Raw genomic sequence first — 22,279 nt, 5'->3', positions numbered from 1 at the left:
TTACCATTAAGATTCATTATGGAAATACTCCCAAACGGTAGACCCTTTAGAAACGCCTAATATTTCCTCTAAGGTTTCTCGGGAAGCCTCTTTTACCCGCTTTACCGATTTTAGATGCTTCAATAATTCCTCTACGGTTTTTGGTCCCACCCCAGGAATTTCTTCCAATTCCGACTTAATGGTGGTATTTTTCCTACGAATACGATGGTGTTTTACGCCAAAGCGGTGCGACTCATCTCGAACGCGCTGCAAGACTTTTAAAGTTTCGGAAGATTTATCTAAATACAAAGGAATAGGGTCTTCTGGGAAAAATAATTCTTCTAGCCTTTTCGCAATCCCTATAATCGTAATTTTACCATATAAGCCTAAGGTTTTTAAACTCTTAACCGCCGAACTCAACTGCCCTTTTCCTCCATCTATCAAAATCAATTGAGGCAATGGTTCCCCTTCATCTAAAAGCCTACGATAGCGGCGATAAATCACTTCCTCCATCGATGCAAAATCGTTTGGTCCTTCCACTGTTTTTACATGAAAAATACGATAGTCCTTTTTACTCGGTTTCCCATCTTTAAAGACCACGCAAGCCGACACCGGATTTGTTCCTTGGATATTAGAATTATCAAACCCTTCGATGTGTCTAGGTTCTACGGGCATCCTGAGGTTTTTCTTCATCTCTGCCATAATACGATTGGTATGGCGGTCGGGGTCTACAATTTGGATTTGCTTTAATTTTTCCAGACGGTACTCTTTTGCATTCTTTTCGGATAATTCTACAATGCGCTTTTTATCCCCTACCTTTGGAACGATGAGCTTGACCTCTGGGATATCTACGGGCAAGTGAAAAGGCAACAGCACTTCCTTGGAAGACGATTCAAATCGGCGACGCATCTCTACTACCGCTTCTTCCAAAATTTCCTCATCGCTTTCCTCTAGTTTTTTTCTAAACTCCGAAGTATAACTTTGGACGATATTCCCATTTCGGATTTTAAAATAATTCACATACGCCGCCGACTCATCACTGGTCATACCAAACACATCTACATCATCTATTTTGGGGTTCACCACCGTATGCTTTACTTGGTAATCTTCTAGATAATCCAAGCGCTCCTTCATGGTTTGGGCATTTTCAAACTCCAAGTTTGAAGCAAAACGCATCATTTCGTGTTCTAGATGCTCGCGTGCGATACGGAAATCACCTTTTATCATGGCGCGTACCGCTTCAATTTTTTTATCGTATGCTTCTTGTGTTTCTAAACCTTCGCAAGGACCATCACAGTTTTTGATATGATATTCTAAGCAGACTTTATACTTGCCTTTTTCTATCTTCTGAGGGGATAAATCCAAGGCACAAGTCCTGATTTTATAAATATTTTTAATGGTCTCCAACAGTACCCTAGCAGGACGCACTTTGGCATAAGGTCCATAATATTCCGAGCCATCTTCTATCCGCTTTCGCGTTAAAAACACCCTTGGAAAGTCTTCATTTTTAATACAAATCCATGGGAAAGATTTATCATCTTTCATCATCACATTATAGAACGGCTGATGTTCTTTAATGAGGTTGTTTTCCAGCAATAGCGCATCATATTCACTCGGCACTACGGTAGTTTCCAAACGATGGATTTTCCTTATCATAATCCGTGTTCGGTAGCCCGATAGATTTTTATTAAAATAAGACATCACCCGATGTTTCAGGTTTTTAGCCTTGCCTACATAGAGCAAATTATCGTCCTTATCATAATAACGATAGACCCCAGGCTCAGAGGGTAATGTTTTAAGTTGAAGTTCTAGATTGGTATTCACCCCGCAAAAATACAAATAAAACACTACTTAGGCAGATTTTCTATAACTATAAAAAGGACGAATATTTTTTAGAAAAAAGACCTCTATAAGATAAAAAAATGATTATATTTGCTCAATTATGGCAACAAAAATGCTTTTCAATACAGTGGTTAATTGGTTTATTCGTCAGCGGATAGACCAAATTCAGAATTTCATCAAACATCCCATCGAAACCCAGAAAGGTATTTTATTTTCTCAATTGTACGCTTCCGAACATACTTTATATGGTAAGCAGTACGGGTTTAAAGACATTTCCAACTATCGGGATTTTTGCAATCAAGTCCCTATCGTTACCTATGAAGATTTTGAACCTTATATTGAACGCGCCAGACGCGGCGAAAAAGATATCATCTGGCGAGGGGCAATTCGAAAATTTGCCAAATCCTCTGGAACGACCAATGCTAAAAGCAAATTTATCCCCATCTCTGACGAAAGTTTAGAGGACTGCCATTATAAAGCAGGTAAAGATTTAGTGTCTATCTACACCAATAATCACCCAGACAACTCTTTATTTCAATATAAAAACCTTAGACTGGGGGGCAGTTCCGAACTCTATGAAGATTTCAACACTAAGTTTGGCGACCTTTCTGCGATTTTGATTGAAAACCTCCCTTTTTGGGTTGAAATCACCACTACACCGAGTAAAAAAACCTCACTGATGTCCGAATGGGAAACAAAACTTAAGGCCATTGTAGCAGAAGTTACCCAAGAAGATGTCAGTAGTTTAACGGGTGTCCCAAGTTGGATGATGGTACTTCTACAAAGAATCTTAAAAGACACGGGACACGCCTGCATTTCGGAACTTTGGCCTAATTTAGAAGTCTTTTTCCATGGCGGTATTAGCTTTAAACCTTATCGTGAGCAATACCAAAACCTCATCGGAAAAAACATTAACTATTATGAAATTTATAATGCTTCGGAAGGCTTTTTCGGTATCCAAGATCGTTCGGATAGTGATGAAATGCTACTGATGCTTGATTATGGTATTTTCTATGAATTTATTTCTATGGAGGATTTTAACGAAAATAAAATGAATGCAATCCCGCTAGAAGAAGTAGAAATTGGTAAAAACTATGCGGTAGTCATTACTACCAATGGCGGACTATGGCGCTATTTAATTGGCGACACTGTAAGATTTACAAGTAAAGATCCGTTCCGCATCAAAATATCTGGGCGTACGAAACATTATATCAATTCCTTTGGCGAAGAACTGATGATTGACAATGCTGAAGCGGCACTTGAAAAAGCCTGCATGGCTACCCACGCCAAAATCGCCGACTACACCGCCGCCCCTATCTACATGACAGGTAACGAAAGCGGTGCCCACGAGTGGCTCATTGAGTTTAACCAAACGCCCCATGATATGGAAACTTTTATCCGTATTTTTGATGACCATCTTAAAAGCATCAACTCCGACTACGAAGCCAAACGCTACAATGATATGACGCTAAAAACACCCGTAGTCCACCAAGCCCAACCTCAGCTCTTCTACCGATGGATGGCAACCAGAGGAAAACTCGGTGGGCAAAATAAAGTCCCTAGACTAAGCAACAACCGCGAGTTTCTAGACCCGCTGTTGGAGATGAATCAACAATAGTCCCCTCATCATCAACTGATAACAAATAATTTCCATTATCAAAAGAGGACTATTCCTCTATCTATTATTTTTTTTCATTTAGCTATTGCCCATATTATAAATTATTTATAATTTCAAACCGTCTGTAAAATGTATGTTAGTTAATCCCCTAAAACATTAACAAACCCTCATCAATACAGACCAATTAACATAATTCTAATTTTTTAAAAAGTAAAACAATGGCAAATGAAAACATGATTTCTGTCAATTTCAGCACAGAAGAAGTTCAACAAATGAAAACTGCAATCAATACTATTGCAGGTATCCTCAATGGAAAAGTAAAAAGCTTAACACCCACCGAACGAAAAGGTTTCGGGAGAGTGAAGTACGAAAAGGAAGTTTGGATAGACCGTGTGAAAATACAAATGGACGCCAACCCTACTAAAATCCCAAGTTATGTGGATAAAACTGAGTTTGATAAAGACTATACCGCTCACAAGCAACTTAATGAACTCATTAGCCTTTTAGACCAGCAACTCCAACAAATGAAGGACACCAACCTGCTTCTAGGTTATGATTTAGACGGTACCGCCCTAATGTTCTACCGTGCTATAAAAGTAGCAGCTAATAACAACGACCCTGGCTCTAATACCATCTATGCCGACCTAAAACAGCAATACCCTGGTAGTAGAGCTAAAAGAACCACACCTCCAGCACCAGACAACCAGTAACTAAGGGGTAACAACCCTGTTCTAAACACCCCACCAACCCCTTCCGAAGGGGTTAATAAGCCCTTCTAAAGGGGGTATCGACCCGTAGCGAAGGGATTAGTAAGGGCTTCATTAGGGGGCAACTACCCCTTCGGAACGGATTACTACCCACTAAACGAGGGGGCATCAGCCCCTTACAAAGGGGTAAGGTGACACTAATAAAGGGGTTACTGCTTGTTAAATAGAAAATAAAAACTCCATCTCTATCCGAAGGGAGATGATTTAATTACAATTTAATAAAACTAAAACGCTTATAAAGAAAATTTTAAAATGGTTATCCCTAGGTTGTCTATTAGTACTACTAGGTTGTAGAGCCGATGAAATGCTAAACCAAGCCCAGCAAAAAGACGAAATGGCAAAGAAGTTTAAAGTCTTTTTTAAAAATACCGATAACCAAGAAGTTAATTATGCAGAAGGTTTCAGGTATTTAACTCTGAGATACGATAGCCTCTATCAGACCAATATATCTGGTAGAGAGCCTATTGATAAATTATTAAAAAATACAACACTTTCGGAATTGAATACTGGTACTTTAGCTCAAACATCGTATATTGATTTTAACATTCGGTCTCAACTTATAACTCACGAAAATGGAAACAAGTGGATATTGTTTCCAAAAATCGTCAATAAAGAAGTTGTTGATTTAGCCGTAGCGATTCTTACTGAAAATGAAACAAGGTTTGGAATTTATATACTTGATTCCAATTCTAAGCTATACATGGATAATATTGATGCTTTTCGGAAAGCTTATAATCAACATTACAAAAGCCTTTCCAAAAAAAATCAATTTTTCCTAACCCCTATGAAAATATGTGGACAACCAGGAGATGAATGTGATATAGATGAGGTAATCATTATTGTACCTCCGCCTTCTAAGCCATTTCCTCCTATGGGATTTTTCCCTCCTGATTATGGCGGTGGATTTCCAGAATGTGGAACTTACGTCGACTGTATCCCTCCTTTTTATGGAGGCTCCATGCCTAGAAATCCTATAAATCCTCCTACAGACCCATGTGGAAAAGCTAAAACTCAAATTACAGGTAATCCAGAAGCTCAAAAAGCTGTTAAAAATCTAAAAGAGCATATCAAAAGTGGTGTAGGTGGTGAAAAGGGATGGCTATTTCCTAAGGATGGAGGCTCTATAAAACCTGCTGGTGAAACTAGTGCCCATAGTGTAAAAATAGGCATGCCAAATGAAATTATAGGAGCATATCATAACCATACAGGTAGCGGTGTTGATATATTTTCCGCCACAGATGTAGCCACTCTTATAGAGATAGCTAGATATAGAGGGATAGGCAATAGAGAAGATGCCTTTATGGGAGTAGTAGCACCAGGAAACATCCACTATTTAATACGCTTTACAGGTACAGATGATGAACTTCCCGCTTTAGATAGTTATTCTACCGAAATGCTTGAAAAACTCAAGAGTGAACAATGGTCTGACTATCAGAGGCTAATAGTGGATAAATCATTAACAAAAGAGCAAAGGTTAGAAATAATTTTATTTAATACTTTAAGTAAAATGGGATTAGAAAATAAAGTAACCTTACAGAGGATAGATAAGAATAACAATGTATCTACAATATCCCAAAACCAAAATGGCACAATAAATGTTACCCCATGTTAAATTAAAAAATAACTAAAAATGAAAAAAATATTTTTATTAATAATAGCACTATTATTACATACAAATTGTACAGCACAGAATATTTATCCACTAAATACTTCTGCCCTTAATAAGCCACAGGGTTCGTATTTTAAAGATATAAATAATGAACTAAATCCCTATATAGGTAAATGGAAAACAGCTATTGGGAATAAATTAATCATGATAAAAATATTCAAACGATATAAAGCACCTATTGAATTTTTAAGTAAAAATTACTATCAAGATATGATAGTAATTCAATATGAAATTAAAGATAAAAATGGTAATTTATTAGAAACCACTTTAAATAATCCCATAGAAAATAAAAGATCTCTTATATCTGGATTTACAATAGAAGAAGATACAGGCAGACTAATTTGTGTTTATTACGGTAAACAATGTAGTTTAGGAAATGGCTTTGTATATTTAAAGAAACAAGGTAATAATCAATTGTTGTGGAGTTATTATCCGCAAGCTATTCTTGTTACAAAAGAAAATGAAAATAAATGTAGTGGGGAAATCTATTTACCTGAAGGAGAGAATATTGTTTTTACTAGACAATAACATACTACTAAGCCCAGTTTCGGCTGGGCTTAGAAAAATAATATGAAATATATAGTTCTTACTTTAGGTTTAATGATGCACTTTTCTTGTGCGCAATCAGTTACAATGAATAAACTATCTGATGCTAAAAAAATAGAATTAAACAAAAAAGAGTTCATAGGTAAACCTTTAAAGTATTTATTATCTACTATTAAAGTGCCTATTAAGTCAATACAAGCCTTCCCTAATAAAAATAAAAATGAAATCAATAGTCTAACCATTAGGTATACTACTTATAGTGAATACCGTAAAACATGGGATAAAAAAATAGATGATAGACCAATTCAATTAAGAATAGAATTTAATCAAAATTGGGATAAGTTAGGCAACTTATGTTCGCCCAAAGAAAATCCCCAGTGTGCAGAATGGCTACCTGAAGATGAGAAAAATCTGGGAGATTTAATCATTTATGATATAGCAGTATTAGGAAAAAACTAAAACACTACTAAGCCCAGTTTAGGCTGGGCTTTTAATAAAAAAATAATATGAAATATATAATTCTTATTTTAGGTTTAATAATAAACTTTTCCTATGCACAAATAGTCACAATAGATAGATTATCTGATGTTAAAAAAATTGAAATTAATAAAGATAAGTTCATAGGAAAACCTTTGAGTTACTTATTAGCTACTATTAAAGTACCTATAAAATCAATACAAGCCATACCTAATAAAAATAGAAGTGAAATTAATACATTAACTTTTAGATACATCACTTATGATGAATATCATAGAGTATGGATTAAAAATAGTATTGAAGAAGGTCCCACTCAATTAGTTGTTAAATTTAATCAAAATTGGAATACATCAGGTAATTTATGTAGACCTAAAGAAAATCCCCAATGTGCAGAATGGTTACCAGAAGATGAGAAAAACTTAGGAGATTTAATTATTTATGATATAGTAGTACTAGGAAAAAACTAAAATAGTAGCAAGCCCAGTTTCGGCTGGGCTTTTAATAAAAAAATAATATGAAATATATAGTTCTTACTTTAGGTTTAATGATGCACTTTTCTTGTGCACAACAATTGAAAATAAATACACCTTCTGAAACAAGAAAAATAGAAGTCAATAAGAAAGATTTTATAGGGAAACCCTTAAATCAGCTCTTATCAAGTATTAAAGTTCCTATAAAGTCTGTTTTACCAATACCCAATAAAAATTCTTTAGAAGTTAATAGAATTTGCCTTAGGTATCTTGAGGAAAAAGAGTTTGGAAAAACTTTAGGTAAGGATATAAATAATCGACCTACTCAAATTTGCGTTACATTTAATCAAAATTGGGATTTACATGGAAAACGGTGTATTGTAAGTGAAGACCCAGATTGTTTTGAATGGACAAAGAAGGATGAAAAAAATTTAGGAAATTTAATTATCTATAATATTGAAGTTTTTGGAAAAAACTAAAATAGTAGCAAGCCCAGTTTCGGCTGGGCTTTTTTATTATAAAAAATTATAAAACTTACGCTTTCCACTCTACCACCGCACGAATAAAGGCTTCGGCGTTTTCTACGGGGATATTGGGTAGAATACCATGTCCTAAATTCACGATATAGCGGTCTTTCCCAAATCTTCTAATCATTGTATCTACCATTTTTTTTATGGTTTCAGGGGTAGAATGCAGTCGAGCAGGGTCAAAGTTACCTTGTAAAGTTACCGCATTGTTGGTGAGGCTTCGGGCTAATTCAGGCTTTATCGTCCAGTCTACCCCTAGCGCAGATACAGGGGCTTTTGCCATGTCTTCTAAAGCAAACCAACAGCCTTTACCAAAAACCACCACATGCGTTAATGGGCTAATAGCATCTATAATTTGCTTAATGTACTGCCAAGAAAACTCTTGATAATCTTCGGGTGATAACATACCGCCCCAAGAATCAAATATTTGAACTGCAGAAACACCTTTTTCCACTTTTCTTTTAAGGTAAGCAATGGTAGTATCGGTAATTTTTTGAAGCAATAGATGAGCAGCCTCTGTTTGCTGGAAACAAAATGATTTTGCCATATCAAAAGACTTGCTACCCTTACCTTCAATACAATAACAGAAAATAGTCCATGGACTTCCCGCAAAACCAATCAAAGGAATTTCATTATCTAACTTTTGAAGGGTCAACTCTATGGCATCAAATACATAACCTAAAGTATCGTCTACATTGGGAACTTCTATGGCTTCTACTTGTTCTTTAGTACGGATAGGTGTTTCCAGCCAAGGTCCTACGCCTTCTTTCATTTCAAAGTTAATACCCATCGCTTGTGGTAAGACCAAAATATCAGAAAACAAAATTGCGGCATCTAAAGGAAAGCGTTTAATCGGCATCAAAGTAATATCTGAGGCTAATTCTGGCGTTTGGCAACGCGTAAAAAAGTCGTATTGTTCCCTTAAAGCTCTAAATTCAGGAAGAAAACGCCCCGCTTGGCGCATCATCCATACGGGTGGACGCTCTACGGTTTCCCCTCTTAAGGCTTTTAGGTATAAATCATTCTTTATCATAATCTTGTGTTTTTCTTTTGTTAGTTTGTATTGATATAGTCTTGAATATCCATTAGCATAGATTCCAAAGTCTGTTGCGAACTTGTGATAATAGGCTGGTCAGTATATTGTTTCAAAGCCGCTGCAGTAGTGGTTCCAATAGCAAACAATCTGGCATTATCCAAAGTATTATTCGCCATAAAACTCTCTACGCCACTAGGACTAAAAAATGCGATGGCATCATAAGTTTTTGTCAATTGAGGTTTAAGCAATTCTGTTTCGTAAACTGTAGTCTTATGGTAATGATAACCTTTCGCCGACAATTTTTCTTCCAAAGTCGGTAAGACTTTATTACCACAAAAGTGAATCAGATTATCCGATTGAGATAGATTGTTTATAATATACTCAGCCAATGCTTCAGCATTTTTGGCGGTATGGTTTACCTTAAATCCGTTCTGAGAAAGCAACTGTTCTGTCTTAGAACCTACACAAAGGATAGGATTGCCACCAACATTAAAGTGATTTTGAATAAAACCTTTTGCTCCATTAATACTGGTAAAAATCAATAGGCTATTCTTTAAATCAATCGGTTGCATAGCAAGAATATTAACCTTTATCATTGGCTGAAAATCGCAAAGCAGGGTTGAAGGTAATACGGTCTTAACCTCTTGCTCAATTCCCATTTTGGTAAAAAGAATACGCACCTCTGGATTCATTAGAGTTGTTCTTTTATACTTTCCATAAGTTCTGCCCCTCCATTATCGAGCAACTGATGGGCAAAGGCAACACCATAATCTTCGCCGTTCTTGTATATAAAGGTTTCTTCTACTTCTAAACTCTCTTTTCCATCTAATGAAGTCAGTCGCCCACTAAAACTAATTTGATTATCACTAACGAACTGAGCATAAGCGCCAATTGGAGCAGTACACCCTCCTTCTAAAGTTTGCAAAAACTGTCGTTCTATTTCTACACAAATTTGCGTGGCTTTATGGTTAATTTTGTCCATAATCAGACCAATGCGTTCATCATCACTCCTTCCCGCTACGGCAACCACACCTTGTGAAGGTGCGGAAAGCATAAACGGAAGCATTTCATAAGCAATATCTAAGTCCATACGCTTAATTCCTGCTAAAGAAAATAGTGTAGCATCAGCTATACCATTTTCTAACTTTTGCAATCGGGTTTGTACATTTCCTCTGATATCAGAAAATTCGGTATTTTCAAATTCTTTTAACCAAAAGGCACGGCGTCTTAGGCTACTGGTAGCAACCTTTAAGTCTTTTAATGGTTTGTCTTTAGATTGGCTATTTCTTACCAAAACATCTTGAGGGTAATCTCTTTCCAGATATGCTAAAAGGCTTATGTTTTCTGGCAATTTTGTAGGAACATCTTTTAAAGAATGTACGGCGATATCTATTTCATTATTTAATAAAGCGATATCCAAATCCTTAGTAAAGACACCCGTAATCCCCATGGCGTAAAGCGGTTGGCTAAGGTTTTTATCTCCAGAAGATACAATAGGAATTATTTCGGTTTCGTATTGTTGCTGCTGAAGGGCACTAGCTACGGCTTCGGCTTGCCATAAGGCTAATGGTGAATTTCGTGTGCCAATTCTAACTATGTTTTTCATTAAATTCTTCTATCGGTTGTTTTACAAAAATATCTTCCATCAGTTTGGCTATTTCTTCGGCTTTCCTTGGATGGTCGATAATGTATTTGGCAAATCTATTGGTGATTTTTTGGATGAGTTTGTTGCTCAGTTCCATATCTTCAATACCGATATAGCGGTGCTTACGGTAGAAATTATGCATTTCGTGTTCCTCTATTCTTTGTAATGAAGATTTGAATTGATGGATTTTTGGGACAAACTTTCTCTTCTTTTCCCAGTCTATAAATTCCTTGCTCATTTCTTTGATGATAGCTTCTGCCTTTGGAATTTCTTTGCGGCGTTCATTAATAGTTGCTTGGATTTGTTGTGAAAGTTCGTCTACATCAATTAAAGTCGCATTTGGTAAGTCGGCAACATTTTTATCTACATTGTGTGGAATAGATAAGTCAATCACCAAAATGGCTTTATCTCGGGGTAAATCTTCTTTATTGATAATCGGTTGAGATGCCCCAGTCGCCACAATCAGGATATCAGCTTCTGTCAATTCATTTTTAAAATCGGCATAATCGCCATAAGGAAGTTGGAATTTTTCCGCCACTTCTTGAGCGGTGCTTAAGGTTCTATTGATAATTTTGATGTTAGGCTTGTAGAGGTGCTTCATTAAATTCTCCACCGTGTTTTGCCCAATTTCCCCCACACCAAATAGCAAAATATTCTTATCTTGAAGATGACTTTGATGATTGAGAATGTAATGAACCGCCGCATAAGATACCGAAGCCGCCCCATTACTAATGCCCGTTTCGGTTTTTATCTTTTTAGAAATTTGTATTGCCGAATTGATGGCTCTTTCTAAATAAGTATTGGTTTTTCTTTTATAAGTTTTAAATCTCGCAAAGGCTTTTTTAATCTGAGAGATAATTTCAAAATCCCCTAAAATCTGACTTTCTAATCCTGCAGCTACTCTAAACAAGTGATTGAGCGCGTCTTCGGCTTTCTTAACTTCACAATATTTAATAAAATCCACTAAGCTAACGCCCACCGTATTGCAAAATAACTGAGCCACAAACATATAATTATGTGTGGTGGTATAGATTTCTGTACGGTTGCAGGTAGAAACCACAAAAGCATCCCCCATATTTCTTTCGTGAATATGATTAACAAAGTCTTTGATGTGTTCATCAAAAAAAGTGAATTTCCCACGCGTATCGGCATCGGCTTTTTCAAAACTGATACTTAATACCGTAAAATTGGAAGTTTGGTATGGGCTATCTTTATGCATAAGGTTCAAGAGGGCAAATTTACGTTTTTTTTTGGTTTGATGAAAATTTCATCAACATCATTGATGGCATCAATTATAATACCAGATCACCCAACCCGATATTGGAATTTGCCATCCCAACACTTTGGTTATTAAATAAAAAAACAATTACTGTTTTTATAGTTATATAAATATTTTTTATATATTTGGCTAGTGATTAAAATTTAAAGCCTATGAGACACATCATTTTATTTTTAACATTAGTTCTTTCTCAAATACTATGGGCACAAAGACATCGCTTTACTTACGAATACCAATATACTTTGGATTCTACGAAAACCGACACGCTCAATAAAGCCTTTATGATTTTGGATATTACCCCAAATGAAAGTTCTTATTATTATGATATAAAGAAGTTTAAACAAGACTCTACTAATATTGAAAGTGTCATTAGGCAAAAAAGAGCGGGGTTGACGGATATTGTAATTAATGTTTCAGCTAAAATCATTAGTGATATAGTGAGAAAATCATATTCAGATTTTAAAATCCATTGGTTTACAACAATAGAACAAACTCTCTTAATGGTTGAAGAAAACTCTGATTTTAAATGGAATCTTTTGCCTGATACTAAAACTATTGAGGGATATCCTTGTCAAAAAGCAACAACCAAGTTTGGAGGAAGAAATTGGACAGCTTGGTTTACTATGGATATTCCATTTCCAGAAGGCCCTTACAAATTCCATGGTTTACCAGGGTTAATTGTAAAACTTGAAAATGAGAATCGAACTCATCAATTTTTATTAAAAGGTTCTAAAAAATTGACACCCGAAGATTTATCTTGGAATTATATCATCCAGCAAGAGAAAGAAGGCTATAATTTATCTGGCGATAGAATTTCTGTCAACAGAAAACAATTTAAAAAACTCTGGCAGGATTATTTACAAGATCCAATAAAAGAACTGAAAAAAGATTTGATGAATCCTAATTACAACATGACCGTAAATATGAACGGTAAAAAAATTACCGATAAAATGGCTATCATTAAATTTTATAGAGAAAGAGCCGAAGAAGAAATCAAACGCAAAAACAATCCTATAGAACTGGATTTGGTAGGGTTAGAAAAATAAATTTAGGGATAAATATTTGTAATTCAAAAAAAATCCTTATTTTTGCGGTCTTAATTAACCATAAATATTTATAACAATGTTTGCAATCGTAGAGATAGCAGGGCTTCAATACAAAGTTGAGCAAGACCAAAAATTGTTTGTAAACCGTCTTTCTGGTGAGAAAGGGGACAAAGTATCTTTTGATAAAGTTCTTCTTACCGTAAACGGTGCAACAACAGTTGGCGCCCCGGCTGTAAGTGGTATCGCTGTAGAAGCGGAAATTCTTGAGCATGTAAAAGCGGATAAAGTCATCGTTTTCAAAAAGAAAAGAAGAAAAGGCTATGCTAAGAAAAACGGACACAGACAATCTTTAACTCAAATTCAAATCGTATCTATTACAGGATTTGATGGCGCTAAGAAAAAAGCGGAAAAGTCTGAGAAAGCAGAAACTGCGAAACCAAAAACTACTGCAAAAAAAGCCACTAAAAAAGGAGATGACCTTACAGTAATTGAAGGTATCGGACCAAAAGTAGCTGAATTATTTGCAGAAGCAGGAATCAAATCATACGCTGATTTGGCTAAGAAAACTAAAGAAGAGCTAGAAGCAATTTTAGATCCTAATGGTGCAGTTTATGCAGCTATGGATCCTACAACTTGGCCTCAGCAAGCACAATTGGCTGCAGATGGCAAGTTTGATGAGTTAGAAACTCTTAAAGGACAACTTAAAGGCGGAAAAGCCTAATAATTTTTAACCTTTTAAAACCTAAAATAAAATGGCACACAAAAAAGGAGTTGGTAGTTCCAAGAACGGTAGAGATTCTCTATCCAAAAGATTAGGCGTTAAAATTTTCGGAGGACAGGAAGTTATCGCAGGTAATATCATCGTAAGACAAAGAGGTACAAAACACCACCCAGGAAACAATGTAGGAATGGGTAAAGACCATACTTTATTTGCTTTGGTAGACGGTAAAGTAGTCTTCAGAAAAAAAGCCGATAATAGATCTTATGTTTCTGTAGAACCAAACGCATAAACATATCATTTATTCAATGATAAAAATACCACATCTGAAATGTGGTATTTTTTTTGTAACATTTTTATGAATTGATATACTAATAAATAAAAACACCTATGAAAAAATTATTTGCTTTTACCCTATTACTTATCGCGGGATTGATTTCAGCACAAAATGTCAATCGTTTTTTCTACGAGATGACTTATCAAAAGAATAAAGATTCTGCCAATACAGAAACCGCTATGACTGTACTAGATATTTGGAAAGACCAATCCATTTATAGAGATTATCTTTCTGTATCCCAAGATTCCCTGATGGAAGCCTTTATGAAACAAGTCCAAAGAACTGGTAATATGTTCGACCAAGAAAAATTTGGGCTTAAGCAGGGTAAGTTTACCTATACCATTAAAAAGCCTTATCCTATCACGGATAAAATTAAATACGAAGATTTTATTTTAAATAAAAAATTTGTTTACGATGAAGAGGTAAAACTAGATTGGAAAGTACAACCCGAAACGGATACTATGGAAAACTACCCCGTGCAAAAAGCTACGACTACATTTGGTGGTAGAAATTGGACGGCATGGTTTACCACAGAACTGCCTTTTGCAGATGGCCCTTATAAATTCCATGGACTACCTGGCTTAATTGTAAAACTGGTAGATGACCAAAACCACTACCAATGGACTCTAAAAGGTAATAAAACCTTAACGGAGCAAGAAGCCACGCCTTATATAGATAAGATGATGAAAGATTTTGGCGCTAACCAAGCCATAGAAATTTCTAAAGCGAAGTTTGAAAAAGCTTATGCAGATTATAAAAAAGATCCATTCGCATCGCTTAGAACACAATTTAGCAACCCTGCTTTAAAGAATTATAAACTACCCGATGGCTCATCTTTTTTAGAAAAAATGAAAGAAGGTGAAGAGAAGTTGAAAAAATTCCTTAACGAGAATAACAACCCTATTGAGCTTAAATAACCGCAAATCCTTCGCCTAAAATTTAGACGAGGGATTTTTATAAGAATTATTTTTTAGAATTACTTGTACAAATTCAGTTCAATAAAATTATTATATTTTTTTATTCTTTCATTCTCAAGTTTCTCAGCATTTTTCATCATTTCTCTGGTATCGTAGGTCTTTCCTTCCCAATTAATACTAAAGCCTTTTCCAGAATTTAAAAGTAAAAAATTAGTATCTTTTGCAGGATCTTTAAGGTATTCTTTCCAGTAGGTTTTAAACTCTTTATTTGAAATAGACTTTACTTTTAGGTTCTGGGTATTAATAAAGTTTTGCTTGCCCCCAATCATTTTTTTAATACTCATAAAAGTAAATTGATGCTGATGTTTTTTATCTTCAATTTTTAAGATTAGACCCGGCAATCCATGGAATTTATAAGGACCATCAAATATACTGATATCAGATGTAAACCATGCTGTCCAATTTCTACCACCAAATTCCGTTTCTGCTTTTTGAATTGTAAAACCACTGAGGGTATCAATTTCATTTAGTATTTTCCAATTTAATGGAACCGAATCTTTTACAGCAAACTTGTTAATACTAATATTATTGTAAAGTGTAGTTTTAAAACTTGGATATTCTTTAGTTACAAAAAAATCAATTTGATTTGCAATAATACCACTTGGAGGTAGCATGTTTTTCTTGGTATTTATAGAATCACGATAAAACTTGGGAAAACTATAAAACACAGAACCTTTACTATCAATATCTAAAACCATAGCCTCGTGATTTTGTTCTTTGAGATTGGTAGAGTCCATTACAAACTTATAATTGTAAATTACCCTATAATTCTGTGAGAACAATTGAATACTTATTAAAAAACATATAATAAACCATTGAAATCTACTGTTCCCACTCATATTTTTTCTCAATTGATGTCCTTTCTATTTTATTTCTTGTAACTTTTACATCTTTAGGAATATTCTTCGTCATCTTTTTAAAATCCTCATCTTTTTTAGCTTGTTCGATATCTAAAAATGTTTTTAATGTAACTGCCTGTTGGGTATAATTAAAATCATCTAATCTTTTCTTTTCAGGATTAAATTGTAATTTAGTTGCTACCCAATGGTTAAAATTGTTGTCAGCTTCATAAACTTCTAAAATTAATCCATCCAAACCATAAAACTTATAGGGTCCAGTAGAATATTTTATTTTAGGCGTAAAATAGGCAATGATATCTGAGCCACGAAAAGTTCCTGTTGCTTTAATACATTCATAGCCTAAAATATTTTTTTTATCAGAAAATTTAATTTCCCAATTTATTTTTGGGAGTCTATCTGAGATAACATAAGGAATATCATCTAAATACTGCTTGATAATAACTTTATTATTCCTTTTTTTTATGATTACAGAGTGTATCTTATTATTAGTAAAGAATATTGCTTCATCTGGCGAATCAAATTTTGGACTTTTATCCATATTTTTAAGATTAACCGAATCTCTAATACTAACACTAACATCATTGTATATATACAAATCTTCTTTAAAATCCGAAAACTTTGTATAGTGGTTCAAGTACTCAACATGAATCTCTTGTCCTGTTACAACGCTATAAAAGAACAATAAAAATAGGTATAAAGCAAAATGTTTCATTTTATTATTTGTATTTAAGGATTAAAAAAATGGATTTAATATCAAATCCACTCTTTATATTGTCAAATTCAATAATTATGGGTTATTTAACTCTGCAAGTCTCGAAAGTCCCATCTGTAAACACTGGTTATAACTATCAGCATATCTAGTTTCAGTCCAAGAATACATTGCTTCTCCTTGACTATTATATGCTGTGAATGTCATTTTACATACACCTCGCACATATTCAATTTTTGAATCTACTGAAAGATTTGGTTTAACTGAGGAAAACTCATTGGCACTCATAAATCCTGCTACCAAAAGTGTAGCCATAAAAAATAATTTTTTCATAATGGTAAAAATTTTATTGTTAATGATAATGTAAATGTAATTAAATTTTTAATATCAAAAAAACATTTTATATTGATTATAAATTAATTAACGAATAAAAAACAGCCTCAATTATGAGGCTGTTTTTTATTCTATTTTTCAGCAACTAGCTGAGCAATATTTAAAATCACTTTCGTTGCTTTTTCCATACTTTCTAATGGAACATATTCATAAGGTCCGTGGAAGTTTAGCCCACCTGCAAAAATATTAGGACACGGCAACCCCATATAAGACAACTGAGCCCCATCTGTCCCTCCGCGAATGGCTTTTATATTAGGCTCTATCCCTGCGGCTTTCATGGCTTCTTCAGCAAAGTCGATGATGTGCATTTTGCCTTCAAACTGTTGCTTCATATTGCGGTATTGCTCTTTTATTTCTACTTCTGCTACGCCTTCGCCATAGGTTTCATTGAAGGCTTTTACGGTATTTTCCATCACGCGTTTTCTTTCTTCAAATTTTTCGGCATCATGGTCACGGATAATGTATTGAAGTTTTGCTTCAGAAACATCAGCCGTCACATCCAATAGGTGATAAAACCCTTCAAAACCTCTAGTGGTGGCTGGGGTTTCATTTTCAGGAAGTCGTTTAATAAAATCCGCAGCGAGTAATCCTGCATTTACCATTTTCCCATAAGAATAGCCTGGGTGTACGCTCAATCCATGTATTTTTACCACCGCACCAGCCGCATTAAAGTTTTCGTATTCTAATTCGCCCACTTCGCCTCCGTCCATCGTGTACGCCCATTCCGCGCCGAATTTTTCAACATTAAATAAATGTGCCCCTCTTCCGATTTCCTCATCTGGATTAAAACCTACAGAGATTCTTCCGTGCTTTATTTCTGGGTGTGCCAAAAGGTATTCCGCAGCGGTTACAATTTCGGCAATACCAGCCTTATCATCTGCGGATAGTAAAGTAGTCCCATCGGTAGTGATAAGCGTTTGTCCAACATAATCTTTTAAAGTTTCAAATTTTTTCGGGGATAAAGTAAAGCCCGTGTCTTTATTTAAAACCAAATCCTGACCATCATAATTTTCCCAAATTTGAGGGTTAACGCCTTTGCCATTAAAATCAGGCGTACTATCATAATGGGCAATAAACCCTACTTGAGACACTTCTTTACCTTCTAAATTAGATGGAATAAATCCAAATACATAGCCATGCTCATCTATGGAAACATCTTCTAAGCCTAAAGATTTTAACTCTTCAAATAAAAGATTCGCCATATCCCACTGCTGAGGGGTAGAAGGGGTGGATTCACTTTCTGGGTCGCTGGTAGAATAAATCTTCACATACGATATAAAACGGTTGAGTAGTTTGGTTTTCCACTCTTGATTAAAATCTATTGTTGTCATTTTAGTTTAATTTTTCTACAAAGTTAGGGCTTTTATACCGAAGTATAAAGGGAATGGCTATGGTTTTCCCAATTGATGTTTTTATTTCAATATTTTTATTATATTTGAAACCAATCTAAAAATGTAAAAATGTTTCTAACAGAATGCCCAAGAGATGCCATGCAAGGCTGGAGTGAATTTATCCCCACGGAAGTCAAAATCGACTATCTGAATAGCCTTATGGCGGTAGGATTTGATGTCCTAGATTGTGGTAGTTTTGTATCGCCCAAAGCCATTCCTCAAATGGCAGACTCTGGCGAAGTGGTAGATGCAATTGATAAATCTATTTCTGATACACAATTATCCGTTATCGTCGCTAATATCAAGGGAGCAGAACGGGCATTAAAACATAAGAGTGTGGATATTTTGGGGTTTCCATTTTCTATTTCTGAAACTTTTCAATTTAGGAATACCAATAAAAATCAGGAGGAAGCCTTTAATCAAATCAAGGAAATTTTATCCATGACCGATGCCGAGCAAAAAACCTTGAATGTTTATTTCTCTATGGCATTTGGCAATCCTTATGGCGAAGCTTGGAAATGGGAAGATGTAGACCATTGGGCAAAACGATTTTCGGATATTGGAATTAAAAACATCCTGCTTTCTGATACTACGGGCGTAGCTACACCAGAATCTATCGCCTTGTTGTTTGATAAAATCCCGCGCCAGTACCCAAAAATTAGTTTTGGGGCTCATTTTCACAATCGCTATGAAGATGCGTATAAAAAACTAAAAGCCGCCTATGATAGCGGCTGTAGAAGATTTGATTCTGCAATAAAAGGCATTGGAGGTTGCCCTATGGCTAAAGATGATTTAGTCGGAAATATGCCTACGGAACAAGTCTTTAATTTTATGAATATGGAAAAAATTCCTATTCAGCAGCATATGCTTAATTTTGAAAGCGCTTGGAACCGAGCCAAGTCCATTTTTCATTTTTAAAACTAAAGCATTCCCAATTCAAAACGGGCTTCTTCGCTCATCATGTCTTTCGTCCAAGTGGGTTCAAAAGTCAGTTCTAAATCCACTTCTTTTACGCCTTCTACTTCTGCCACTTTATCCTTTACTTCTTGCGGCAAGGATTCTGCCACAGGACAGTTGGGCGTAGTAAGCGTCATTACCACTTTTACAGCGCCTTCGTCTGAAATTTGTACATCGTAGACCAATCCTAGCTCGTAGATATCTACTGGGATTTCTGGGTCGTAAACTGTTTTTAAAGTTTTTATGATTTCTTCGCCTATATCGGCAATTTGTTTGTCTGTATATTTCATTTTTTTAATTTTGATAGATGTTAGAGCTTAGATGTTAGACTTTGGATTGTTGTGGCGTACATACATTTTACAATAATACTTCTTACATCACTCCTCTTCTCGCTCCAGTAATTCTTCTTGTCTTAGCCTTCTAAAAACATTTGCCAAAGTTAAAACATCTTTTTCACAATAGTTGACAATTCGAGGTAAATCTTTGTCTTTATAATATACTTCGGCGACCATAGAACCATCAATATCGTCTTTTGGGGTGGGAACTCCAAAGAGATGCGCCATCAGTTCTAAAGAAATAAAACTTTTATAATCGCCAAATTTCCATAGCTCCATCGTATCCAAATGAGGAATTTCCCAAGGTTTTTTCCCAAACATTTGAAACGGACTCGGAGGCATCATTCCATTAACCAAAAATCGGCGGGCAATCCATGGAAAATCAAATTCCTTACCATTATGTGCACAAAGAATGACTTGTTGCAGCCTTGGACTATTGAACAACTCACCAAATTGGGCTAATAACGCGGCTTCATCATCCCCTGCAAAACTTTTAATTTTGAGTTTTTCATTCTTACCCAACATTCCGATAGAGAGACAAATAATTTTCCCAAATTCTGCCATCACGCCAGCCCGCTGTGGATAGAAGTCTTCCGCAGAAATATCCTCTTTTCTTTGATACGCCGTCTTCTTTTCCCATAGCCGTTGTTCCGTTTCAGAAAGTTCGTTCCAATCTGAAACTAAAGGGACGGTTTCAATATCCAAAAACATGATGCGTTCTATGGGAATTTGTTGTATCATTAACTTAAATAAAATTATCCAAAAAATAAATACGCTAAAACAATAGAAGTGATAATGCCTACCAAATCGGCCAAAAGCATCGTTCCCACCGTATAACGGGTGTTTTTAACGCCTACTGCACCAAAATAAACAGCAATGACATAAAAAGTTGTATCTGAACTCCCTTGTAAAACCCCAGCCAATCTAGAAGGGAAAGAATCTGCCCCAAAGGTTGCCATAGTATCCACCATCATCCCTCTAGCCCCAGAGCCAGAAAGTGGTTTTATCAATGCCGTTGGAAGTCCATCAACAAATCTTGTGTCTAGACTTAGTGCATCTGCTGTCCATTTCATTCCATTGATAATCAAATCAAATACGCCGGAAGTTCTTAATAAAGAAATGGCAATTAACATCCCAACGAGGTAAGGAATAATTTTAACACAGACTTTAAAGCCTTCCTTCGCGCCATCTATAAACGCCTCGAAGATATTCAGTTTCTTGTATAAACCGCCTAAAATAATCGCAAAGAAAATCAATAAAATAATTCCATTGCTCAATACTTTACTAAAACTGTCCAATTCCTCTTTGCTCAATTGGACTAAAAATAAAACCAACCCTGCTATAATGGTTGAAATTCCTCCAATATAAGCAAGTACAATCGGTTGAAGTAAATTAATTTTTTGTTTAATGGACACCATAATCATTGCTGCCATAGTCGCACAAAAAGTAGCAATCATACAAGGCAGGAAAATATCCGTAGGGGTTTGCGACCCCATAGACGCTCTAATAGCAATGATAGATACTGGGATAAGGGTAAGCCCACTGGCATGCAAACAGAGAAACATTATTTGTGCATTGCTGGCACGGTCTTTATCTGGGTTAAGGGTTTGTAAACTTTCCATGGCTTTAAGCCCAAAAGGAGTCGCTGCATTATCTAACCCTAGAAGGTTCGCCGAGAAATTCAACATCATATGCCCAAATGCGGGATGGTTTTTGGGTACTTCTGGGAAGAGTTTAGAAAAGAACGGTTGTATCATTCGGCTTAAAAGGTTGATGCCACCTGCTTTTTCAGCAATACTCATAAACCCCATAAATAAAGTCATGATTCCAATCAATCCTAAACAGATCTCTACCGCAGTCTGGCTGGTCCCAATTACGCCATCAGTTTCTTGGAGCCTATAAACCTTTACTTCTTGCGTAGTGGGTTCGTATTGGTAGTGGATATTATTTTGAATGTATACAGGGTTTTCCTGAAAGTTTTCAATAGCATTAGGATGGAAATCATTGATAGATTTAGTGGCAATAGCAATGGTATCGCCTCCTTTTCCTACCACCATATCATTATAAATCGCTTTATAATTATCCGAAAACAAATATTTTCCACTGGCTACCAAAATGGCAACAATAATAAAAGCACTCCAAATTCTACTTAGAACCATACGATTGATTTAGTTTTAAAACATTAGCAAGTCGCTATTTTTTCTACTCTTTTTAGATGTCTACCGCCTTCAAATTCCGTATCAAGAAAGGTTTTTACAATTTCTAACGCCAGTTCTTTAGCGATAAACCTTGCTGGAATCGCCACCATATTACAATTGTTATGCTGTCTGGCTAAAGCTCCTAGCTCTGGCATCCAGCACAGTGCACAACGAATTCCTTTATGTTTATTAGCCGTTAATTGAACGCCTTGCCCACTCCCACAAACTAAAATCCCCATTTCATTTTCGCCTTGCTCTACCGAGGCTGCTGCGGGATGTACAAAATCTGGATAATCTACGGACTCCGTCGTGTGTGTACCATAATCTGTAATATCATATTCTGCCGATAATTGGGCTTTTAAATATTCTTTGTACTCGTAGCCTGCATGGTCGCAAGCGATGGCTAATTTTTTCATGATTTAATCTTTATTTGACTTTTGTACAAAAATAAGAAAAATAAGATTAAAAATTATAAATGAAAGAAGTATAGCCTTTAATTACAT

25 protein-coding genes are annotated in these 22,279 nt (G+C 35.5%); 12 read left to right on the top strand and 13 right to left on the bottom strand.

Annotation, left to right across the window (positions count from 1 at the left end; genetic code table 11):
• Positions 1–6: 6 nt before the first annotated feature.
• Entirely contained in the window at positions 7–1,803 is a 1,797-nt protein-coding gene (uvrC, locus tag C237_RS0101900) for an excinuclease ABC subunit UvrC (RefSeq protein ID WP_018674794.1), read from the bottom strand.
• A 118-nt stretch (positions 1,804–1,921) separates the two neighbouring features.
• Between uvrC and C237_RS0101895 the strand changes: the two genes are divergently transcribed.
• From C237_RS0101895 to C237_RS0101865, 7 genes are all read left to right on the top strand, one after another.
• The gene (locus C237_RS0101895; RefSeq protein ID WP_018674793.1) at positions 1,922–3,439 is read left to right on the top strand and encodes a GH3 auxin-responsive promoter family protein; all 1,518 of its coding nucleotides are present in this window, start codon (positions 1,922–1,924) and stop codon (positions 3,437–3,439) included.
• 218 nt (positions 3,440–3,657) lie between these two features.
• Complete coding sequence (locus tag C237_RS0101890; protein WP_018674792.1) at positions 3,658–4,149, top strand: hypothetical protein; 492 nt, start codon at positions 3,658–3,660, stop codon at positions 4,147–4,149.
• A gap of 361 nt (positions 4,150–4,510) precedes the next feature.
• On the top strand, positions 4,511–5,818 hold the full coding sequence (locus tag C237_RS0101885; protein ID WP_018674791.1) for a hypothetical protein: 1,308 nt from the start codon (positions 4,511–4,513) through the stop codon (positions 5,816–5,818).
• A gap of 18 nt (positions 5,819–5,836) precedes the next feature.
• On the top strand, positions 5,837–6,403 hold the full coding sequence (locus C237_RS0101880) for a DUF6705 family protein (RefSeq protein WP_018674790.1): 567 nt from the start codon (positions 5,837–5,839) through the stop codon (positions 6,401–6,403).
• Positions 6,404–6,445: 42 nt separating this feature from the next.
• The gene (locus C237_RS0101875) at positions 6,446–6,880 is read left to right on the top strand and encodes a hypothetical protein (RefSeq protein ID WP_156809693.1); all 435 of its coding nucleotides are present in this window, start codon (positions 6,446–6,448) and stop codon (positions 6,878–6,880) included.
• 47 nt (positions 6,881–6,927) lie between these two features.
• A complete protein-coding gene (locus C237_RS0101870) occupies positions 6,928–7,365 on the top strand; it encodes a hypothetical protein (RefSeq protein ID WP_018674788.1) in 438 nt (145 codons plus the stop codon).
• Positions 7,366–7,412: 47 nt separating this feature from the next.
• Positions 7,413–7,847, top strand: a complete 435-nt coding sequence (locus tag C237_RS0101865; protein WP_018674787.1) for a hypothetical protein — start codon at positions 7,413–7,415, stop codon at positions 7,845–7,847.
• A gap of 55 nt (positions 7,848–7,902) precedes the next feature.
• Here C237_RS0101865 and hemE read toward each other — a convergent pair whose 3' ends face one another.
• From hemE to hemA, 4 genes are read right to left on the bottom strand one after another with little or no spacing between them, the layout of a single operon-like run.
• Positions 7,903–8,928 (bottom strand): uroporphyrinogen decarboxylase, encoded by a 1,026-nt coding sequence (gene hemE, locus C237_RS0101860; RefSeq protein ID WP_018674786.1) that lies wholly within the window; start codon positions 8,926–8,928, stop codon positions 7,903–7,905.
• A 20-nt stretch (positions 8,929–8,948) separates the two neighbouring features.
• On the bottom strand, positions 8,949–9,623 hold the full coding sequence (locus C237_RS0101855; protein ID WP_018674785.1) for a uroporphyrinogen-III synthase: 675 nt from the start codon (positions 9,621–9,623) through the stop codon (positions 8,949–8,951).
• Positions 9,623–10,537 (bottom strand): hydroxymethylbilane synthase, encoded by a 915-nt coding sequence (hemC, locus tag C237_RS0101850; RefSeq protein WP_018674784.1) that lies wholly within the window; start codon positions 10,535–10,537, stop codon positions 9,623–9,625. The genes C237_RS0101855 and hemC overlap by 1 nt, the downstream gene beginning before the upstream one ends.
• Positions 10,521–11,795: a glutamyl-tRNA reductase gene (gene hemA / locus C237_RS0101845; RefSeq protein WP_018674783.1), complete on the bottom strand. Its 1,275-nt coding sequence runs from the start codon at positions 11,793–11,795 to the stop codon at positions 10,521–10,523. The genes hemC and hemA overlap by 17 nt, the downstream gene beginning before the upstream one ends.
• A gap of 212 nt (positions 11,796–12,007) precedes the next feature.
• Between hemA and C237_RS0101840 the strand changes: the two genes are divergently transcribed.
• The 4 genes from C237_RS0101840 (at position 12,008) to C237_RS0101825 (ending at position 14,873) form a co-directional block, all read left to right on the top strand.
• Positions 12,008–12,901 carry a GLPGLI family protein gene (locus C237_RS0101840; protein ID WP_018674782.1) on the top strand — a complete coding sequence of 298 codons (894 nt, stop codon included), beginning with the start codon at positions 12,008–12,010 and terminating at the stop codon, positions 12,899–12,901.
• A gap of 76 nt (positions 12,902–12,977) precedes the next feature.
• Positions 12,978–13,622 carry a 50S ribosomal protein L21 gene (rplU, locus tag C237_RS0101835; protein WP_018674781.1) on the top strand — a complete coding sequence of 215 codons (645 nt, stop codon included), beginning with the start codon at positions 12,978–12,980 and terminating at the stop codon, positions 13,620–13,622.
• 31 nt (positions 13,623–13,653) lie between these two features.
• Positions 13,654–13,911: a 50S ribosomal protein L27 gene (gene rpmA, locus C237_RS0101830; RefSeq protein ID WP_018674780.1), complete on the top strand. Its 258-nt coding sequence runs from the start codon at positions 13,654–13,656 to the stop codon at positions 13,909–13,911.
• Between the two features lie 98 nt (positions 13,912–14,009).
• On the top strand, positions 14,010–14,873 hold the full coding sequence (locus C237_RS0101825) for a GLPGLI family protein (protein ID WP_018674779.1): 864 nt from the start codon (positions 14,010–14,012) through the stop codon (positions 14,871–14,873).
• Positions 14,874–14,932: 59 nt separating this feature from the next.
• Here C237_RS0101825 and C237_RS12650 read toward each other — a convergent pair whose 3' ends face one another.
• The 4 genes from C237_RS12650 to pepT all read right to left on the bottom strand — a co-directional run bounded on the left by C237_RS12650 (position 14,933) and on the right by pepT (position 18,226).
• Positions 14,933–15,772, bottom strand: a complete 840-nt coding sequence (locus C237_RS12650) for a GLPGLI family protein (RefSeq protein ID WP_026315433.1) — start codon at positions 15,770–15,772, stop codon at positions 14,933–14,935.
• Positions 15,756–16,505: a GLPGLI family protein gene (locus tag C237_RS13800; RefSeq protein WP_018674777.1), complete on the bottom strand. Its 750-nt coding sequence runs from the start codon at positions 16,503–16,505 to the stop codon at positions 15,756–15,758. The genes C237_RS12650 and C237_RS13800 overlap by 17 nt, the downstream gene beginning before the upstream one ends.
• Before the next feature lie 75 nt (positions 16,506–16,580).
• Positions 16,581–16,835 (bottom strand): hypothetical protein, encoded by a 255-nt coding sequence (locus C237_RS0101810; RefSeq protein ID WP_018674776.1) that lies wholly within the window; start codon positions 16,833–16,835, stop codon positions 16,581–16,583.
• A 131-nt stretch (positions 16,836–16,966) separates the two neighbouring features.
• Positions 16,967–18,226: a peptidase T gene (pepT, locus tag C237_RS0101805; RefSeq protein ID WP_018674775.1), complete on the bottom strand. Its 1,260-nt coding sequence runs from the start codon at positions 18,224–18,226 to the stop codon at positions 16,967–16,969.
• Between the two features lie 129 nt (positions 18,227–18,355).
• Between pepT and C237_RS0101800 the strand changes: the two genes are divergently transcribed.
• Entirely contained in the window at positions 18,356–19,204 is an 849-nt protein-coding gene (locus C237_RS0101800; protein ID WP_018674774.1) for a hydroxymethylglutaryl-CoA lyase, read from the top strand.
• Positions 19,205–19,206: 2 nt separating this feature from the next.
• Here C237_RS0101800 and C237_RS0101795 read toward each other — a convergent pair whose 3' ends face one another.
• The 4 genes from C237_RS0101795 to rpiB form a co-directional block, all read right to left on the bottom strand.
• Positions 19,207–19,533: an SUF system Fe-S cluster assembly protein gene (locus C237_RS0101795; RefSeq protein WP_018674773.1), complete on the bottom strand. Its 327-nt coding sequence runs from the start codon at positions 19,531–19,533 to the stop codon at positions 19,207–19,209.
• An 87-nt stretch (positions 19,534–19,620) separates the two neighbouring features.
• Positions 19,621–20,319: a 3'-5' exonuclease gene (locus C237_RS0101790; RefSeq protein ID WP_018674772.1), complete on the bottom strand. Its 699-nt coding sequence runs from the start codon at positions 20,317–20,319 to the stop codon at positions 19,621–19,623.
• Between the two features lie 14 nt (positions 20,320–20,333).
• Positions 20,334–21,737: a nucleoside recognition domain-containing protein gene (locus C237_RS0101785; RefSeq protein ID WP_018674771.1), complete on the bottom strand. Its 1,404-nt coding sequence runs from the start codon at positions 21,735–21,737 to the stop codon at positions 20,334–20,336.
• Between the two features lie 23 nt (positions 21,738–21,760).
• Positions 21,761–22,192: a ribose 5-phosphate isomerase B gene (gene rpiB / locus C237_RS0101780; protein WP_018674770.1), complete on the bottom strand. Its 432-nt coding sequence runs from the start codon at positions 22,190–22,192 to the stop codon at positions 21,761–21,763.
• Between the last annotated feature and the right edge of the window lie 87 nt (positions 22,193–22,279).

The organism is Riemerella columbina DSM 16469 (genome assembly GCF_000374405.1).
Classification (GTDB): domain Bacteria; phylum Bacteroidota; class Bacteroidia; order Flavobacteriales; family Weeksellaceae; genus Riemerella; species Riemerella columbina.
Note: the sequence above shows the minus strand (reverse complement) of the source record. Positions and strands in the feature narration are given on the sequence as shown.

Coding starts and splice junctions, on each gene's coding strand:
- C237_RS0101875 (WP_156809693.1), top strand. CDS start 6,446: ATGAAATATATAGTTCTTACTTTAGGTTTAATGATGCACTTTTCTTGT.
- hemE (WP_018674786.1), bottom strand. CDS start 8,928: ATGATAAAGAATGATTTATACCTAAAAGCCTTAAGAGGGGAAACCGTA.
- C237_RS0101790 (WP_018674772.1), bottom strand. CDS start 20,319: ATGATACAACAAATTCCCATAGAACGCATCATGTTTTTGGATATTGAA.
- C237_RS0101895 (WP_018674793.1), top strand. CDS start 1,922: ATGGCAACAAAAATGCTTTTCAATACAGTGGTTAATTGGTTTATTCGT.
- hemA (WP_018674783.1), bottom strand. CDS start 11,795: ATGCATAAAGATAGCCCATACCAAACTTCCAATTTTACGGTATTAAGT.
- C237_RS0101855 (WP_018674785.1), bottom strand. CDS start 9,623: ATGAATCCAGAGGTGCGTATTCTTTTTACCAAAATGGGAATTGAGCAA.
- rpiB (WP_018674770.1), bottom strand. CDS start 22,192: ATGAAAAAATTAGCCATCGCTTGCGACCATGCAGGCTACGAGTACAAA.
- C237_RS0101825 (WP_018674779.1), top strand. CDS start 14,010: ATGAAAAAATTATTTGCTTTTACCCTATTACTTATCGCGGGATTGATT.
- C237_RS0101840 (WP_018674782.1), top strand. CDS start 12,008: ATGAGACACATCATTTTATTTTTAACATTAGTTCTTTCTCAAATACTA.
- C237_RS0101880 (WP_018674790.1), top strand. CDS start 5,837: ATGAAAAAAATATTTTTATTAATAATAGCACTATTATTACATACAAAT.
- C237_RS0101810 (WP_018674776.1), bottom strand. CDS start 16,835: ATGAAAAAATTATTTTTTATGGCTACACTTTTGGTAGCAGGATTTATG.
- C237_RS0101800 (WP_018674774.1), top strand. CDS start 18,356: ATGTTTCTAACAGAATGCCCAAGAGATGCCATGCAAGGCTGGAGTGAA.
- C237_RS0101885 (WP_018674791.1), top strand. CDS start 4,511: ATGCTAAACCAAGCCCAGCAAAAAGACGAAATGGCAAAGAAGTTTAAA.
- pepT (WP_018674775.1), bottom strand. CDS start 18,226: ATGACAACAATAGATTTTAATCAAGAGTGGAAAACCAAACTACTCAAC.
- C237_RS0101785 (WP_018674771.1), bottom strand. CDS start 21,737: ATGGTTCTAAGTAGAATTTGGAGTGCTTTTATTATTGTTGCCATTTTG.
- rpmA (WP_018674780.1), top strand. CDS start 13,654: ATGGCACACAAAAAAGGAGTTGGTAGTTCCAAGAACGGTAGAGATTCT.
- hemC (WP_018674784.1), bottom strand. CDS start 10,537: ATGAAAAACATAGTTAGAATTGGCACACGAAATTCACCATTAGCCTTA.
- C237_RS0101890 (WP_018674792.1), top strand. CDS start 3,658: ATGGCAAATGAAAACATGATTTCTGTCAATTTCAGCACAGAAGAAGTT.
- rplU (WP_018674781.1), top strand. CDS start 12,978: ATGTTTGCAATCGTAGAGATAGCAGGGCTTCAATACAAAGTTGAGCAA.
- C237_RS0101865 (WP_018674787.1), top strand. CDS start 7,413: ATGAAATATATAGTTCTTACTTTAGGTTTAATGATGCACTTTTCTTGT.
- C237_RS0101870 (WP_018674788.1), top strand. CDS start 6,928: ATGAAATATATAATTCTTATTTTAGGTTTAATAATAAACTTTTCCTAT.
- C237_RS0101795 (WP_018674773.1), bottom strand. CDS start 19,533: ATGAAATATACAGACAAACAAATTGCCGATATAGGCGAAGAAATCATA.
- C237_RS12650 (WP_026315433.1), bottom strand. CDS start 15,772: ATGAGTGGGAACAGTAGATTTCAATGGTTTATTATATGTTTTTTAATA.
- C237_RS13800 (WP_018674777.1), bottom strand. CDS start 16,505: ATGAAACATTTTGCTTTATACCTATTTTTATTGTTCTTTTATAGCGTT.